We start from the raw sequence: 16,291 nt of genomic DNA on the forward strand, positions 1-16,291 counted from the left end.
ACGCGGGGCTCCGGTCGCCCGCCCGCCGTCGGCGGTGAGGGCGACCGGAGTTCCTCGGCCTCGGGAGACCGCGCCGGTGATGTCTCCCGGACCGATGCGTCGGACCCCGGCTCGAGCGACGTGAGCGCGCCCCGCACCGGGGCGCTGCGTGCAGTCGACGCGGATCTCGCCCCCGTCATCCCGCTGTTCGGCCGGTCCGACACGGCGCGATCCGATCGTGTCGCGGAGACCTCGCATCCGTCTCGACGGCGGACGGCCACCGAGGCCACGGGCGCTGAGCCCGCGGCGGACCCACCCGCGGGGCGTCCGCGGCTGAGAGCGCTGAGGACGGACCCCGTCGCGGACGAGACGTCGGCAGCGGAGTGGACCGTTCCGGGCGCCGACCTGTCGCGGGGTCGCGCCGCCGGTGCCCGCCGTGGGGCGGGCGCCGGACGCTTCGGAGGCGGCTCCCTCACCCGTGCGGGCGACGCGGCATCCGCTGGACCCGACGTCGAGTCCGACGACATCGACACCGCCACCGACGTCGAAGCTGCCGCCGAGCGCGCCGAGGCCCTGCTGTTGCGCAAGCTCCGGTCGAGATCGCTGTCCCTGTCCGAGGCTCGCACGGTGATCAGGGGCGTCGAGGGCGTCGACGAGACCGTCGTCGAAGATCTGATCGCCCGATTCGTCGATCTGGGCTACCTCGATGACGCGGCCTTCGCCGAGCAGCTCGCGATGTCGGCGGTGGAGCGTCGCGGAGACGGTCGACGTGCCGTGGCCGAGACGCTGCGCAAGCGCGGGATTCCGCGCGAGATCGTGGACGCCACCCTCGACGAGCTTCCCGACGACGACGCCGAGCGCGCGCTCGACTTCGCCCGGTCCAAGGTCCGTGGTGTCGAGGGCAAAGACTATGAAGCGTCGCTCCGGCGGCTGGCGGGGCAGCTGGCGCGACGCGGGTACCCGTCGTCCGTCGCCCTGACGGCCGCGCGGACTGCGCTCTCGGAGGCCGGCCTCGGCCGCTCGCGACCGTTCTCCCGCCCCGCCTCGGGCGTGCGTTTCACGCCCGACGACTGACCGGCGGCATCCGGGCTCGGGCATCCGTTTCACGCCTGACTGACCGGCGATATCCGGGCTCGGGCGTCCGTTCACGCTCGTCAACTGAGGGGCGGCATAGGGCGTCGGGCGTCCGTCCCGCGCCCGACGAGGACGGGCGGCATGCGTTCTCGATCCGCTGCACCCGGCACGCATCGCGCTCGCGGTCAGGTCGCCGTTGCGGGCCCCGTCGAGGTGGCCTCCGCCGCGACCACACGCGCGAGTTCCCGTCGTGATGCGGCACCGAGCTTCAAGCGCGCCTGGTACACGTGCGACTCGACCGTCCGCACCGAGAGGAACAGGCGCGTCGCGATCTCACGGTTGGTGAGACCCTGATCGGCGAGGAGAGCGATCTCGCGCTCCCGGGCAGTGAGGTCTTCGGGAGCGGGTGGAGTGGCGGCACCACGACGAACCGGTGCGGGCGTGGGCGCGACCGGCGCTGGGTCCGACCTCGACCACAGCGCGTGCAAGCGCAATTCATCGATCGGCATCGCGTCCTCGCTGCCGGAGGATCGCGCCGATGCGCGTCGGACGGCCTCGGCCGCGAGGGGGAGGTCCGTCGTCGCCGCCAGCTGCACCAGTTCGTCGACCTCGTCGGCGTCCGCGATGTCGAGCGTCACGAGGCGATAGAGATCGCGAATACGGAGCGCCGCCGCCGTGCTGCCCCGGGTGAAGGCCGCGGCCGCGCGCGCGGTCTCCCGAGCCTGCGGCACTCTGCCCTCGGCGACGAGAATCGTCGTCTCCACGTAGAGGCGGCTGCGGCGCACGATGAGGGGCCCGTCCTCGTCGACGGGGACGAGCAGTGCACGAGCCTCGTCGAGCCGCCCGGCCAGCGCCAGCTCCTCCGCGACGTTGAGCCTCATCATCGCGGTCGTGGGGTCGCTGAGTGCGGAGGGGTCGCGGCCCATGGCGGAGAGCCACTCGCGATGCGATTGCTCGGGGTGACCCGAGCCGGCGAAGGCCACGGATGCCGCGATGCCGGCGACGGTGAGCTCGGGGGCGCCTCCCTCCCGCGCGGCCGGGCTGAGTTCGCGTTCCAGGCGGTGTTGCGCCGCTGTTCCGTCGGCGCCCGCGACCTGGTGGCCCGACAGAAGGAACAGAAGCGCGGAGAGCCGCTCGCGGGCGGAGATGCCGTGGGGGTGCGGGCGCGCGTCGAGCAGGCGGACCGCGTCACGGTAGTGTCCACGCGCGACCGCCCAGCGCCCGCGCACCGCCTGCCACATGCCGGCCGCGGTGAGGGCTTGCAGTCGCTCGAGCGGCGATGCGTCGGGGACCGACAGCGCCAGGTCGATCATCGAACATGCCTCCTCCGCGTCGAGCCGGTTCCCGGCACGGGTGGCAGCGGCCAGGAGGTGTTCCACCCGGGCATCGGCTTCCGCTTCCGCGCTGGCGCGATCGGGCTCCCCGGACGTGATCGTCCCCTCGGCCGCTCGGTGGGTGCGCCCCCGCGCCAGACGGCATCGGGAGGAGAAGACCGAGGTGCTCTCTGGATCCTCGGCCTCGTCCGCCCACTCCCGCGCCAGAGCGGCCTCGACCCTCAATGCGGCATCGTCCGCCGCGGCCAGACCGCGTGCCGCGTGGGCGGCGGCGTGCGCGAAATCTCCCCGGTCGTTCGCGTCGCGAGCGGCTGCCAAGGCCACGCGCGTGCGGATCTCGGGGCGGTAGGCGAGCTCGCCGGAGGCCTCGGCGCCGAGGCGGTGCCATCGTGCGGAGACGTCGATCGCGATCGTCGGGCTCCACCACAAGTCGCTTTCGGCGAGCATCCGGTGGCCGGCGCGCTCGGCGAGGGCGTCGACGGCGGCGGTTCCGAGCTGGCGGTGCGCCTCCGCCGCCAGGAGGTCGTTGGAGGTCAGCCGTCGTTCCGCGGACGCGTCGGCGTGCAGCAGTCCGGCCGTGCGCAGGGCGCCCACCGCCTCGGGGTCGAAAAGGCGCGTCGCCACGGCGAGTTCGAGATGCGGAAGCCGACGGATGCCGGCCAGGCATTCCAGATCCTCCGGGAGGAAGTCGGCGACGTGGCGTTCGAGCGCCACCGCCAGCCGGCTGTCGCGGGCCACGGAGCTGGTCGCCAGCAGAGGGTCACGACCGCCGCGGGCGGCTCGTATGGCTTCCAGGACGAGATGCCGCAGCAAGGTCCGCGATCCGTCCGCCCGCCAGGCGAGGCCGGCGCGGGTCGGCATGTCCAACAGCTCCGCGTCGGGGAACAGATCGATCATCCGTTCCGCGTCGCCTCGGTGAGCTCCGACAGATCGATGCGGCGTGCGAGGCGGTCCATCCAGAGGTCCAGGAAGGTTCGGCGCACCTCATCGGCGTCGTCGGGTCGATGCCGCGACCGGGCACGGGCGGTGCGCAGCCCGGCGACCACGGTCAGACGGCGCGTCGCGACCGCCTGCGCAATGGCCCGCGCCGACGCGGGGTCGAGCGCATCGACGTCGTCGATCATCAGGATGCCCTCGATCGTCGAGGGCGTGCCCTCGCTCAGTTCGTGCAGGGCGGCATGCCCGCTCGCGCGCAGTGCACCGAAGGGAAGGGATGACAACGTCGTCGCCGGGCGGATGCTCATCACGACGGCTCCCCGTCGCTCCAGCTCCGCTGCGACGGCCCGCAGCAGATAGCTCCGACCGCTACCGCGAGGTCCCGCCACGACCATCGAGACGCCTTCGAGCGCGTGAAGAGTCAAGCGAGCGGCATCCCTGTCGGATCCGATCAGTCCCTGCGACCATGACGTCGCTCGTTCTGTCCGCATACTTCTCCCCCCGGATACCCGCAGGCGGACGGGTCAGCGTGAGCGACACCCTATCGACGAGCTATGAATGCCGCCAGGCCCTTACGGGAAGGCACTCGCAGCGTCGACGGCGGTCCACGGGCCCCCGGGACGCCGCTCGAGGGCGCGGGCTTTAGAATTGCTCGCATCATGACCACCCCCGTCTCCACACCGACGCTCATCGCGCCCTCCGCCGCCGCACAGGGAGAGGCGGGAGCGCGCACCTACGAGGTCCGCACCTTCGGGTGCCAGATGAACGTGCACGATTCCGAGCGTCTGAGCGGCTCGCTCGAGAGCGCCGGCTACGTGCGCGCCGAGGCGGGCGTCGAGGCCGACGTCGTCGTCATCAACACCTGCGCGGTTCGCGACAACGCCGCCGGGAAGCTCTACGGCACGCTCGGCCACCTCAAGTCGCGCAAGGACGCGCACGCGGGCATGCAGATCGCCGTCGGCGGTTGCCTCGCGCAGATGGACAAGGACGCCGTCCAGCAGAAGGCGCCGTGGGTCGACGTCGTCTTCGGCACGCACAACATGGGGTCCCTGCCCGGCATGCTCGAGCGCGCGCGTCACAACGGCGAGGCGGAGCTCGAGATCCTCGAGTCGCTCGAGATCTTCCCCTCCACTCTTCCCACGAAGCGCGATTCGGTTCACAGCGGGTGGGTGTCGATCTCGGTCGGCTGCAACAACACCTGCACGTTCTGCATCGTGCCGAGCCTGCGCGGCAAGGAGAAGGACCGCCGACCCGGCGACATCCTCAACGAGATCCGTCTGCTCGTCGACGACGGCGCGATCGAGGTCACCCTCCTCGGCCAGAACGTGAACTCCTACGGCGTCGAGTTCGGCGATCGGCTGGCCTTCGGAAAGCTGCTGCGCGCCGCGGGTGAGATCGAGGGTCTCGAGCGCATCCGCTTCACCAGCCCCCACCCGGCCGCCTTCACCGACGACGTCATCGCCGCGATGGCCGAGACCCCCGCGGTCATGCCGCAGCTGCACATGCCGCTGCAGTCCGGTTCCGACCGCATCCTCAAGGCGATGCGCCGGTCGTATCGGAGCGAGAAGTTCCTCGGCATCCTCGATCGGGTGCGCGAGCGGATCCCGAACGCGGCGATCACGACCGACATCATCGTCGGCTTCCCCGGTGAGACGGAGGAGGACTTCGCCGAGACCATGCGCGTGGTCGAGGCGTCGCGCTTCTCGAGCGCCTTCACGTTCCAGTACTCGATCCGCGAGGGCACACCCGCGGCCACCATGGCCGATCAGGTTCCCAAGGCCGTCGTGCAGGAGCGCTTCGAGCGCCTCATCGCCCTTCAGGACCGCATCTCGGCCGAGGAGAATCAGAAGCAGCTCGGCCGCACGCTCGAGGTGCTCGTCTCGACGGGCGAGGGCAAGAAGGATGCCGAGACCCACCGCCTCACCGGTCGCGCCGAAGACAACCGCCTCGTGCACTTCGAGCTGCCCGCCGGCTCGGCCGTGCCCCGGCCGGGAGACGTGGTGTCGGTGACCGTGACGCACGCCGCGCCCTTCCACCTCCTCGCCGACGCCGTCGACGGGGCGCCGCTGCGCATCCGCCGGACGCGTGCCGGCGATGCGTGGGACCGCTCGCAGGCCGAGTCGTGCGGCGTGCCGACGCCCGCGGGCGAGGCCGGTGCTCCTCGCGCCGTCTCGCTCGGTCTGCCCACGCTCCGCGTCGGCGTGTGAGGGGCCCCACTCTCTGGGCCGTCGTCGGGGCCACCGGCACCGGCAAGACGCAGCTCTCGCTCGACCTCGCCGAGGCTCTCGCGACCGAGGGGCGATCCGCCGAGATCGTCAACGCCGACGCGATGCAGCTGTACCGCGGGATGGACATCGGTACCGCCAAGCTCCCGATCGATGAGCGGCGCGGCATCCCGCACCACCTCTTCGACGCCCTCGAGGTGACCGACGAGGCCGCGGTGGCCTGGTATCAGGATGCCGCCCGCGCAGCGATCGCCGAGATCCACGCCCGGGGCGCCGACGCGATCCTGGTCGGGGGATCGGGACTGTACGTCTCTGGTGTGCTGTGGGATTTCCGCTTCCCCCCGAGGAACGAGGAACTGCGCGCACGGCTCGAGGCCGAGCTCGACAGCGCGGGCGCGGGCGCGCTCTTCCAACGGCTCCGTGCAGCGGATCCCGTGGCGGCGGCGAACATCGACCCGCGCAACGGGCGGCGCGTGGTCCGCGCCCTCGAGGTACTGGACCAGGGCGGCGAGACCCACGGCGGTGCCCTTCCCGAGGCGCCCGCGTCCTGGTATCCGGCGACGCGCATCCTCGCGACGCAGGTCGAGCGCGCGCAGCTGGTCGAGATGCTGGACGCGCGCGTCGAGGACATGTGGGCGGCGGGACTGGTCGACGAGGTCGAGCGCCTGCGCGGCGAGGGCCTCGAGAGTGGAGTCACGGCTTCGCGGGCGATCGGCTACGCCCAGGCGCTCGCCCAGCTGAAGGGCGAGATCACGCGCGACGACGCCGTGGCGCAGACGCAGGCGCTCACGCGGCGCTACGCGCGGCGCCAGGTGTCGTGGTTCCGGCGCTACGCCGACGCGCGCGCGATCGATGTGCGGACGACGGATGCCGCGCAGCTCGTGCGCGCGGCGGAGGGCGAGGACGCATGACCATCGGCATCCGGGCGTTCGCGCCGGCCGACGAGGACGCCGTCGTGGCGCTGTGGGAGCAGGCGGGTCTGACGCGCCCCTGGAACGATCCGCGTGCCGACATCCGTCGCAAGCTGACCGTGCAGCCCGAACTCTTCCTCGTCGCGGTCGATGACGACACCGTCGTCGGGAGCGTCATGGCCGGGTACGACGGCCACCGGGGGTGGCTGTACTACCTCGCCTCGGCGGCGTCGCACCGGGGGCGGGGAGTGGGGCGCGCGCTCGTGGCCGAGGCCGAGAGGCTGCTCGAGCAGATGGGCTGCCCCAAGGTGCAGCTGATGGTGCGCCCCGACAACGCCGGGGCCCGCGGCTTCTACGACGCGCTCGCGTACGAGCCGTTCGAGACGTGGGCGACCGGCAAGCGCCTGATCGTCGACGGACCGGGCCGACCCGCCTGAGGCTCCCCGGGCGGGTGCCGGGCGTGCGCGCCGGACGGCGTGTGCCGTCGTGCGGAGTCCGGCGTCGACAGGCCGGTTCCGGATGCCGTGGCACGGCGTGTGGGGCGGGGACTCCGCGGGACGGCGGGGTGGGGCGGGGCGTGGGATCGGAGCCCGGGCAGGGAGAGTCGACCGCGGGTCCTCCGTAGACTGACGGCATGTCCTCTCTCGCGTTCACCAAGGGTCACGGCACCGGCAACGACTTCGTGGTGGTGGCCGATCCCGACGGCGAGCTCGACCTCTCCGACGCCCAGGTCGCCGCGCTGTGCGACCGGCACTTCGGCATCGGCGCCGACGGGCTGCTGCGCGTCGTGCGCTCGGCCGCGATCCGCGAGGGAACCGAGGCCGCGGCATCCGGGGCCGAGTGGTTCATGGACTACCGCAACGCCGACGGATCCGCGGCCGAGATGTGCGGCAACGGCACGCGCGTCTTCGCGCGCTACCTCACCGACACGGGCCTCGCGTCGATCGACGAGGGGCTGCGCATCGGCACGCGGGCGGGCGTGAAGACCCTCACGCGCAGCGAGCGCGGCTTCGAGGTCGACCTGGGCGCGTTCGCCGTCGAGGCCGACGAGACGCTCGTGCGGGCGAAGGGTCTCAGCGTCGCGCGTCCGGGTGTGGGCATCGACGTGGGCAACCCGCACGTGGTCGTCGCCCTGTCGTCGGATGCCGAGCTCGAGGGGCTCGACCTGACCTTCCAGCCCGTGCTCGACCCCGCGCCCCGCCACGGCGCGAACGTCGAGTTCGTCGTCCCGGCCGATCCGCTCGTGCGCGACGGCGTCGGGGCGATCCGCCTGCGCGTGTTCGAGCGCGGCGTCGGCGAGACCCTCAGCTGCGGCACGGGCGTGGCCGCGGCGGCGCTCGCCGTGCGGCACTGGGCGGGTGCGGCCGCTCCCGACCACTGGATCGTCGACACCCCGGGCGGGACCCTGGGCGTGCGTGTCGACGAGGGTCGCGTCTTCCTGTCGGGTCCGGCGTCGCTGGTGTTCACGGGCGAGGTCGCCCTGGCCTGAGCGGATGCCGCTGGCCCGCGGTCTCCGTACGCTCGCGCGGTCCGGGGGAAGGCCACGCCCGGAGTACGCCCCGCTCTGTACGCGGAGCGGATGTCGCCGACTCAGCCGACGACGTCGATGAGCTCGCTCGGGGGAGACCCGTGCCGTCGCACACGCAGCACGCGGTACCCGCGGCCGGTGGCGGCGCGCTGCACGCCGTAGCCCTCGGGGAACGTCGCCGCGAGCCAGCGCTGCAGGGAGTCGGAGCCGAGGTTGCGCTGCACGACGAACCATCCGTCGCTGCGTTCCTGCAGGCGGGGGATCCAGTGCTGCAGCATGCCGTGCAGCTCGTTCTTGCCGACCCGGATGGGCGGGTTCGAGCGGATGGTGCGGAAGGTCACGTCGTCGGGAACATCCTCGGGGCGCACCGCGTTGATGTTCGTGAGGCCGAGAGATTCGGCATTGCGCCTCACGAGATCGAGAGCACGCTCGTTGACGTCGACCGCCCACACGGTCGCGTGCGGTGACGCGAGCGCCAGCGACAGCGAGATCGGACCCCAGCCGCACCCCAGGTCGAGGAAGTTCCCACCGGCGGGCGGGGGAGGCGTGTTGGCGAAGAGCACCGAGGTCCCCGCATCCACGTGATCGGGACTGAAGACGCCGCCCGCCGTGACCACCTCGAGTTCACGACCGGCCAGCGTGACGCGGATGCGGCGGAGCTGCTCGGGACTCGACGGCGACGCGCTGAAGTAGTGCTCGCTCCCCATCTGCACAGGATATCCGACCGGGGCTCCGGCCGCCGGGGCGGATAAAGTGCCAGAACACGCGCGTTCACGCGCACGAGAGGAACCCATGACCGAACAGACCACACCCCCGAGCACCGACGCGTCTGCCGTGGATCCGGTCGACCGTGTGCTCGCGCGCGCCGATGCGCACCGCGGGGTCCGGGTCTTCGGTGCCGCTCAGGCCCTCCAAGACAGCACCACCGCGTACGGCGGCGACAGCGACGGCGACCAGTGGGATCGCGAGGAACGCGCGGCCCTGCGCCGCGTCGTCGGGCTCTCGACCGAGCTCGAAGACGTCACCGAGGTCGAGTACCGTCAGCTGCGCCTCGAGAACGTCGTGCTCGTCGGCGTCCACCCGCAGGGCGAGCAGACGGATGCCGAGAACTCGCTCCGGGAGCTCTCCGCCCTCGCCGAGACGGCCGGCGCGGTGGTGCTCGACGGCGTTCTGCAGCGGCGCCCCCACCCCGATCCGGCGACCTACGTCGGACGCGGCAAGGCCGCCGAGCTGCGCGACATCGTCGCCGCCGTGGGAGCCGACACCGTGATCGCCGACACCGAGCTCGCCCCCAGCCAGCGGCGCGCGCTCGAAGACGTCGTGAAGGTGAAGGTGATCGACCGCACCACCGTGATCCTCGACATCTTCAGCCAGCACGCGAAGAGCCGGGAGGGCAAGGCCCAGGTCGAGCTCGCTCAGCTCGAGTACCTCCTTCCGCGTCTGCGCGGATGGGGTGACTCGATGTCGCGTCAGGCGGGTGGACAGGTCGGCGCAGGCGGCGCGGGCATGGGCTCGCGCGGACCGGGTGAGACGAAGATCGAGCTCGACCGTCGTCGCATCCGCACGCGTATGGCGCAGTTGCGCAAGCAGCTGCGCGACTTCGCTCCCGCGCGCGAGGCGAAGCGCGCCGAGCGCAAGCGCCACACGATCCCCTCGGTCGCGATCGCCGGGTACACCAACGCCGGCAAGTCGAGTCTGCTCAACCGCCTGACCAGCGCCGGGGTGCTCGTCGAGAACGCGCTCTTCGCGACCCTGGATGCCACGGTGCGCCGCTCCGAGACGACGGACGGGCGCGTGTACACGCTCACCGACACGGTCGGTTTCGTGCGCAACCTCCCGCACCAGCTGGTCGAGGCGTTCCGCTCGACGCTCGAGGAGGTCGGCGACGCCGACGTCATCCTGCACGTCGTGGACGCCTCGCACCCCGACCCGGCCGCGCAGCTGATGACGGTGCGCGACGTGATGGGCGACGTGGACGCGAACTTCGGTCAGGAGATCGTCGTCTTCAACAAGGCCGATCTGGTGAGCGAGGACGACCGGCTCGTGCTGCGGGGTCTCGCCCCGAACGCGAAGTTCGTGTCGTCGCGCACCGGCGAGGGCATCGACGAGCTGCGCGCCGCGATCGAGGAAGCGCTGCCCCTGCCGGCCGTCGAGGTGCAGGCGGTCGTTCCGTACGACCGGGGAGACCTCGTCTCGGCCGTGCACGAGAGCGGACTCATCGTGGCGCAGGAGCACCGCGAGAGCGGAACCTTCCTGCACGCTCACGTGGGCGCGCGTCTCGCGGCCGAATTGGCGGCGTTCGAGGCCTGAGCCTCGGATGGATGACGGGCCCCACGCCTCGGCTTGGGGCCCGTCGCTTCACGCGGGTGGCGCGTCTTCTTCGATTCTCGTTACCGGCGTGTCCGCTGCGCCTTCGCGCCTTCGCGCGTGCACGGTGCGACCCGCTGCGGGAGGACGAGCTGCCGGTGCCCTCGCGCGTGCACGGCGAGGCCCGCGGCGCGAGGACGGGCCGCGCGCGCCCTCCGCGCCGCGCGCGCCTCAGTCGAGCGCGAGGGGCGGGATGCCCGGGGCCTCGAATCCGAACACGGCACCGAGGAAGCCCAGCTCGCGTTCGAGGGAGTCGATCACCGTCTCCGACCGGCGGAACCCGTGCCCCTCGCCCTCGTACAGGACGTACGCGTGCGGCACCCCGTGCGCGGTCAGGGCGTCACGGATCGCCTCGGCCTGCGACGGGGGGACGACGCGGTCCTCAGAGCCCTGCAGGATCAACAGCGGGACGCGGAACAGCTCCGGACGCCCCAGGGGCGAGCGCTCGACGTACACGGCCTCGGCCTCGGGCAGGGGACCGATGAGCCCGTCGAGGTAGCGCGCCTCGAAGTCGTGGGTGTCTTCCGCGAGGGCGCGGGCGTCGCCCACGCCGTAGCGGGAGATGCCGGCCGAGAACACGTCGGTCCTCGTCACGGCGGCGAGAACCGTCCAGCCGCCGGCCGAGCCGCCCGCGATGGCGAGGCGGTCGGGGTCGGCGAGACCCGCCTCGGCGAGGGCGGATGCCGCGGCCGCGACGTCGTCGACGTCGACCACGCCCCACTGGCCCGTGAGGCGATCCCGGTAGGCCCGCCCGTACCCGGTGGAGCCGCCGTAGTTGACGTCGAGCACGCCGATGCCGCGGCTGGTGAAGAAGGCCGTCTTCGCTGAGGGCGCGGGTCCCACGTGCGAGGTGGGTCCGCCGTGGACGAGGACGACGTAGGGCGGGCGCTCGCCCGCGACCGGGATGACGTGCGGATTGGTGGGGGCGTAGGCGAAGGCGTGCACGGGCCCGTGGGGCCCGTCGGTGGTCAGGGCGCGGGCGGGCGGCATCCACTCGTCGCCCCATGCGCCGGACCCTCCCGTGACCAGTTCGACGGTTGCGGCGTCGAGGTCGACCAGCCAGAGGCCCGATCGCCCGCCGGCGTCGGATCCGGACACGAGCGCGCGTGCGCCGCGGACATCGTCGATCGCGGCCCCGGCCACGGCGGGGACGTCGAGGGGGCGCACGCCGCTCGGGGCGATTTCGACGATCTCGTCGGCCCCGTCGGTGCGGACGGCGACCACGCGGCCCTCGGAGGCGGCTCCGAACCACCGGGTGCCGAGCACCCACAGACCGCCGCCGGTGTCGGCGTCGGCGGGAGCCAGCGCCTGGGCTTCGCCGTCGAGCGGACGACGGAAGAGGTTCCAGCGTCCGTCGGGGTCGTCGGCGTAGAGCAGCTCGTCGTCGGCGATCCACACGGGCTGGAGGGGAGAGCGCCGCTCACCCCCGGACAGGTCGCGGACGATGCGGGTCCCGAGGTCGACGACACGGAGGGTCGTCGCATCCCAGGGCATGTCGGGGTGGTTCCACGCCACCCAGGCCAGGTGGCGGCCGTCGGGCGAGAGGGCGGGCTGCGCGAGGAAATCGCTTCCCTCGGCGAGCACCTCGACCTCGCCGTCGAGGGAAATGCACACGATCGCGCGGAGCGGGACGCGGGACGAGCCGTGGGTCTCGCGGACGGCGAGCAGCGCGCCGTGCTCCCAGCGCAGCCCGCCGTGGCGCACGGCGTCATCGGCCGGGGTCAGCGGGCGCGCGGTCTCGCCGGGGCGCAGCGCGTACACGCGCTGATCGGTCTTCTCGACGTAATACAGCTCGCCGTCGTCGGACGCCGTCCACGCACCCCCGCCGTACTCGTGGACGCTCGAGCGGGCGTTGGCGGGCGCGGGGAGCACGGTCTCGACCGAGCCGTCGGCCCGGCGACGCTTCACCGCGACGCGACCGGCCTCGTGCGGGACGGACTCGCCCCACCACACCTCGTCGCCGACGAGTCGGGCGCCGTCGACCCGCGGCGACGCCTGCGCGACGGACTCGGGGGTGAGGGGCGAGGGCCAGGAACCGTACGGGAGGGTGTCAGCCATGACCCCAGCCTAGGCAGGGCCGCCGACATCCACCCCGGGGCCTCCGGACGCACGAGAGGCCGGAAGCCGCCGCGCGGCGGACATCCGGCCTCTCGTGTCGTGGGTCAGACCGCGCGCAGGACGGCGACGACGCGGCCGAGCACCACGGCCTCGTCGCCGAGGATCGGTTCGAACGCGCTGTTGCGGGGGAGCAGCCACGTGTGACCGTCGCGGCGGCGGAACGTCTTGACCGTCGCCTCTCCGTCGAGCATCGCGGCGACGATCTCGCCGTTCTCGGCGGTGGCCTGGGAGCGCACGACCACCCAGTCGCCGTCGCAGATCGCCGCATCGATCATGGAGTCGCCCGACACCTTGAGCATGAACAGCTCGCCCTTGCCCACGAGCTGGCGGGGGAGGGGGAAGATCTCCTCCACCTGCTGGTCGGCGGTGATGGGCACGCCGGCGGCGATACGACCGACGAGGGGCACGAGGGCGGCGTCGCCCAGGGCGGGGGCCGTGTCGGCGGGGTTCTCGGCGGCGGCGCCGGGCAGGTCGATCAGCACCTCCATGGCCCGCGTCTTGCCGGGATCGCGTCGCAGGTAGCCGCTCAGCTCGAGCTGATTGAGCTGGTGGGTCACGCTCGAAAGGGACTTCAGTCCGACGGCGTCGCCGATCTCGCGCATGCTCGGCGGGTAGCCGTGCCGCGCGATGGACCGCTGGATGACCTCGAGGATCGCGAGCTGCTTGTCGCTGAGGTTCTTGCGTCGCCGGGTCTGCGGCCGTTCGCGGCCGGCGGCGGTCGTCGCGTCGGTCATCTGTGCTCCCCTCGCGCCGCGGAAGGGCGGCGGAAATTCGAATGTCGGAGGTTGGTGATGAGGTCTCCGTGTCGAAACCGTATCCGGTGGACGGCCTCGAAGACATGGAACCTCTCGCGTGTCGCGTTCGATCCGTCTCCGATACAGCCGGTCTTGACACATCGAAAGTATCGAAGATAGATTCGGAATACAGGTTCGCACCACCGCCCTCCCGGCCGAGGGCGGGGTGCGAATCTCTCCCCACCGAGGAGCACATCATGAGCAGCATCGCCGTCACCGCCCCGACCACCCGCCTGCGCATCACCGCGCGCGGACGCCGCGTCGTCGCGTTCCTGGTCTCCCTTCCCCTCGTCATCGCGCTCGGAGTCGCCATCGTCGGGGGCGGAGCCGCGCTCGCCTCGAACGAAGAGGGAGCCGCCGCAGGCTCGTTCGCCGAGATCACCGTCATGAGCGGAGACACGCTGTGGTCGATCGCCGAAGATCTCGCCCCCGCGGCCGACCCTCGCGACGTCGTCGCGCAGATCACGCGTCTGAACGCCCTCTCGGGTGGATCCGTCACCGCGGGTCAGCGCATCGCCATCCCCGCCGAGTACGCCCCCGCCGACTGATCTCCGGCCGACGCGAACCCGCCGACGCGAAGGCTCCGAGAGGTGTCGTTCGGCCGAGCGGGCGCGTGAGCCGCACATGTCGCCGCCGCCTACGATGGGTGAGGTGAACGTACGCCTCGACGACCTCCCGCTTCGCGACGATCTCCGGGGCATGACGCCCTACGGAGCACCGCAGGCCGCGCTCCCCGTGGCGCTGAACGTGAACGAGAACACGCATCCCGTTCCATCCGAGGTCGCCGACGACATCCTGGATGCCGTGGCACGCGCCCTGCGCGACGTGAACCGCTATCCCGACCGCGAGTTCACGACGCTTCGCGAGGCCTTCGCGCAGTACCTGGGGCACGGACTGAACCCTGACCAGATCTGGGCGGCCAACGGCTCCAACGAGGTGCTGCAGCACATCCTGCAGGCCTTCGGCGGGCCCGGGCGCACCGCCATGGGCTTCGCTCCCACGTACTCGATGTACCCGATCCTCACGCGCGCCACCGGTGCCCGATGGATCGCGGGGGAGCGGGAGCACGACTTCACGCTCACGCCCGCGTCGGCGGCGGCCCAGGTGCGCGAGCAGCGCCCCGACATCGTCTTCCTGTGCGCCCCGAACAACCCGACGGGAACGCCCCTTCGTCTCGACGTGGTCGAGGCCGTCTACGACGCGTTCGACGGTGTGGTCATCGTCGACGAGGCATACGAAGAATTCGCACCGCGCGACGAGCCGTCCGCGGTGTCGCTGCTGCCGGGGCGCCCCCGCTTGGTCGTCTCGCGCACGATGAGCAAAGCCTTCGCCTTCGCCGGCGCCCGCGTGGGCTACCTCGCGGCCGACCCGGTCTTCGTCGACGCCCTGCGCCTCGTCCGCCTGCCGTACCACCTGAGCGCGCTCACGCAGGCCGCCGCGACCGCGGCGCTCGGGCACGCCGACACCATGCTCGCGATGGTCGACGAGATCGTCGCGCAGCGCGACCGCATCTCCGCGACCGTCTCCGCTCTGGGGTACACCGCGCACGAGTCGTGGACCAACTTCGTGCTCTTCGGCGGGGTCGACGACCCCGCGGCGACGTGGAAGGCGCTGTACGACCACGGCGTCCTCATCCGCGACGTCGGCATCCCCCACCACCTCCGCGTCTCGGCCGGAACGGCCGACGAGACCACCGCGTTCCTCGACGCCCTCGCCTCGATAGGATCCCGAGCATGACCGGCCCCGCCACGCCCCGCACCGCCTCGATCACCCGTGAGACGAGCGAGTCGCGCGTCGAGCTCGAGCTCGATCTCGACGGGCGCGGTGCCAGCGACATCTCGACGAGCGTGCCGTTCTTCGACCACATGCTCACCGCGTTCGCGAAGCACTCGCTGACCGACCTGCGCGTGCGCGCAACCGGCGACACCCACATCGACGCCCACCACACCGTCGAAGACACCTCGATCGTCCTCGGCCAGGCCATCCGGCAGGCCCTCGGCGACAAGTCCGGCATCGCTCGATACGGCGACGCCCTCGTGCCGCTCGACGAGGCGCTCGCGCAGGCCGTCGTCGACATCAGCGGTCGGCCCTACCTCGTGCACACCGGAGAGCCGGCCGGGTTCGAGCACCACCTCATCGGCGGCCACTTCACGGGCTCTCTCGTGCGTCACTCGTTCGAGGCGATCTCCATTCACGCCGGCCTCACGGTCCACGTGCGCGTGGTCGGGGGACGCGATCCCCACCACATCGCCGAGGCCGAGTACAAGGCCCTCGCGCGCGCGTTCCGCCAGGCGAAGGCCCTCGACCCCCTCGTCGACGGCATCCCCAGCACCAAGGGCGCGCTATGACGGCCAAGCCGGTCGTCGCCGTCCTCGATTACGGATCGGGCAACGTCCACTCGGCGGTCAAGGCGCTCGTCGAGGCCGGTGCCGACGCCCGGTTGACCTCCGATCGATCGTTGCTGATGGATGCCGACGGGCTCCTCGTTCCCGGAGTGGGGGCGTTCAGCGCGGTCATGGAGGCCCTGAACGCCAGTCGCGGCGGCGAGATCATCGACCGTCGACTGGCCGGCGGCCGCCCGGTGCTGGGCATCTGCGTGGGCATGCAGGTCATGTTCGAACGGGGGATCGAGCGCGGGACCGACACGCCCGGACTGGGGGAGTGGCCCGGGACGGTCGACGAGCTCGCCGCCCCGGTGCTGCCGCACATGGGCTGGAACACCGTCACCGCCGGCGAGGGGTCTCGACTGTTCGAGGGGATCGAACGCGAGCGCTTCTACTTCGTGCACTCGTACGCCGCGCAGGAGTGGTCGCTCGAGGTGACCCCTCCCTTCCCGCAGCCCGCCGTGACGTGGTGCACCTACGGCGCGCCGTTCATCGCGGCGGTGGAGAACGGTCCTCTCGCGGCGACGCAGTTCCACCCCGAGAAGTCGGGGGAGGCCGGCATCCGGCTGCTCGCCAATTGGATCGACGGGCTGCGCACGACTACTGTGTGACCTCGTGCCTGGGGCTGGCGAGAGGCGCCT

At 72.1% G+C, this 16,291-nt stretch carries 15 protein-coding genes; 10 read left to right on the forward strand and 5 right to left on the reverse strand.

Features of this window, described 5'->3' with window-relative positions; translation table 11 throughout:
* The first annotated feature begins 120 nt into the window (after positions 1-120).
* The gene (locus AB1K56_RS05540) at positions 121-1,053 is read left to right on the forward strand and encodes a regulatory protein RecX (RefSeq protein ID WP_371204908.1); all 933 of its coding nucleotides are present in this window, start codon (positions 121-123) and stop codon (positions 1,051-1,053) included.
* Between the two features lie 185 nt (positions 1,054-1,238).
* Here AB1K56_RS05540 and AB1K56_RS05545 read toward each other — a convergent pair whose 3' ends face one another.
* Together AB1K56_RS05545 and AB1K56_RS05550 are read right to left on the reverse strand one after the other, a co-directional pair.
* Positions 1,239-3,284, reverse strand: coding sequence for a LuxR C-terminal-related transcriptional regulator (locus tag AB1K56_RS05545; protein WP_371204909.1), 2,046 nt, complete (start codon positions 3,282-3,284; stop codon positions 1,239-1,241).
* Positions 3,281-3,748 carry an ATP-binding protein gene (locus tag AB1K56_RS05550; RefSeq protein WP_371204910.1) on the reverse strand — a complete coding sequence of 156 codons (468 nt, stop codon included), beginning with the start codon at positions 3,746-3,748 and terminating at the stop codon, positions 3,281-3,283. The genes AB1K56_RS05545 and AB1K56_RS05550 overlap by 4 nt, the downstream gene beginning before the upstream one ends.
* 234 nt (positions 3,749-3,982) lie before the next feature.
* On the opposite strand from AB1K56_RS05550, the gene miaB reads away from it, so the two are divergent.
* From miaB to dapF, 4 genes are all read left to right on the forward strand, one after another.
* Entirely contained in the window at positions 3,983-5,530 is a 1,548-nt protein-coding gene (gene miaB, locus AB1K56_RS05555; RefSeq protein WP_264630454.1) for a tRNA (N6-isopentenyl adenosine(37)-C2)-methylthiotransferase MiaB, read from the forward strand.
* The gene (gene miaA, locus AB1K56_RS05560) at positions 5,527-6,459 is read left to right on the forward strand and encodes a tRNA (adenosine(37)-N6)-dimethylallyltransferase MiaA (protein ID WP_371204911.1); all 933 of its coding nucleotides are present in this window, start codon (positions 5,527-5,529) and stop codon (positions 6,457-6,459) included. Before miaB ends, miaA begins: the two co-directional genes overlap by 4 nt.
* Positions 6,456-6,896 carry a GNAT family acetyltransferase gene (locus AB1K56_RS05565; protein ID WP_371204912.1) on the forward strand — a complete coding sequence of 147 codons (441 nt, stop codon included), beginning with the start codon at positions 6,456-6,458 and terminating at the stop codon, positions 6,894-6,896. The genes miaA and AB1K56_RS05565 overlap by 4 nt, the downstream gene beginning before the upstream one ends.
* 197 nt (positions 6,897-7,093) lie before the next feature.
* Positions 7,094-7,948, forward strand: a complete 855-nt coding sequence (dapF, locus tag AB1K56_RS05570) for a diaminopimelate epimerase (protein WP_371204913.1) — start codon at positions 7,094-7,096, stop codon at positions 7,946-7,948.
* A 101-nt stretch (positions 7,949-8,049) separates the two neighbouring features.
* Here the strand turns inward: dapF and AB1K56_RS05575 are convergent, their stop codons facing one another.
* Positions 8,050-8,694, reverse strand: coding sequence for a class I SAM-dependent methyltransferase (locus AB1K56_RS05575; protein ID WP_371204914.1), 645 nt, complete (start codon positions 8,692-8,694; stop codon positions 8,050-8,052).
* 85 nt (positions 8,695-8,779) lie between these two features.
* On the opposite strand from AB1K56_RS05575, the gene hflX reads away from it, so the two are divergent.
* Positions 8,780-10,297, forward strand: a complete 1,518-nt coding sequence (gene hflX, locus AB1K56_RS05580) for a GTPase HflX (RefSeq protein WP_136587944.1) — start codon at positions 8,780-8,782, stop codon at positions 10,295-10,297.
* A 228-nt stretch (positions 10,298-10,525) separates the two neighbouring features.
* On the opposite strand, the gene AB1K56_RS05585 is transcribed toward hflX, so the two are convergent.
* Together AB1K56_RS05585 and lexA are read right to left on the reverse strand one after the other, a co-directional pair.
* Positions 10,526-12,412, reverse strand: a complete 1,887-nt coding sequence (locus AB1K56_RS05585) for a prolyl oligopeptidase family serine peptidase (RefSeq protein WP_371204915.1) — start codon at positions 12,410-12,412, stop codon at positions 10,526-10,528.
* A gap of 104 nt (positions 12,413-12,516) precedes the next feature.
* The gene (gene lexA / locus AB1K56_RS05590) at positions 12,517-13,206 is read right to left on the reverse strand and encodes a transcriptional repressor LexA (RefSeq protein ID WP_013583385.1); all 690 of its coding nucleotides are present in this window, start codon (positions 13,204-13,206) and stop codon (positions 12,517-12,519) included.
* A 257-nt stretch (positions 13,207-13,463) separates the two neighbouring features.
* On the opposite strand from lexA, the gene AB1K56_RS05595 reads away from it, so the two are divergent.
* The 4 genes from AB1K56_RS05595 to hisH all read left to right on the forward strand — a co-directional run bounded on the left by AB1K56_RS05595 (position 13,464) and on the right by hisH (position 16,261).
* On the forward strand, positions 13,464-13,814 hold the full coding sequence (locus AB1K56_RS05595; protein ID WP_136587946.1) for a LysM peptidoglycan-binding domain-containing protein: 351 nt from the start codon (positions 13,464-13,466) through the stop codon (positions 13,812-13,814).
* A 94-nt stretch (positions 13,815-13,908) separates the two neighbouring features.
* A complete protein-coding gene (locus AB1K56_RS05600; protein ID WP_371205062.1) occupies positions 13,909-15,003 on the forward strand; it encodes a histidinol-phosphate transaminase in 1,095 nt (364 codons plus the stop codon).
* Positions 15,000-15,614: an imidazoleglycerol-phosphate dehydratase HisB gene (gene hisB, locus AB1K56_RS05605; protein WP_371204917.1), complete on the forward strand. Its 615-nt coding sequence runs from the start codon at positions 15,000-15,002 to the stop codon at positions 15,612-15,614. The genes AB1K56_RS05600 and hisB overlap by 4 nt, the downstream gene beginning before the upstream one ends.
* Positions 15,611-16,261: an imidazole glycerol phosphate synthase subunit HisH gene (hisH, locus tag AB1K56_RS05610; protein ID WP_371204918.1), complete on the forward strand. Its 651-nt coding sequence runs from the start codon at positions 15,611-15,613 to the stop codon at positions 16,259-16,261. The genes hisB and hisH overlap by 4 nt, the downstream gene beginning before the upstream one ends.
* Positions 16,262-16,291: the final 30 nt, after the last annotated feature.

This window comes from Microbacterium sp. BWR-S6Y (assembly GCF_041379845.1).
Lineage (GTDB): Bacteria > Actinomycetota > Actinomycetes > Actinomycetales > Microbacteriaceae > Microbacterium > Microbacterium hydrothermale.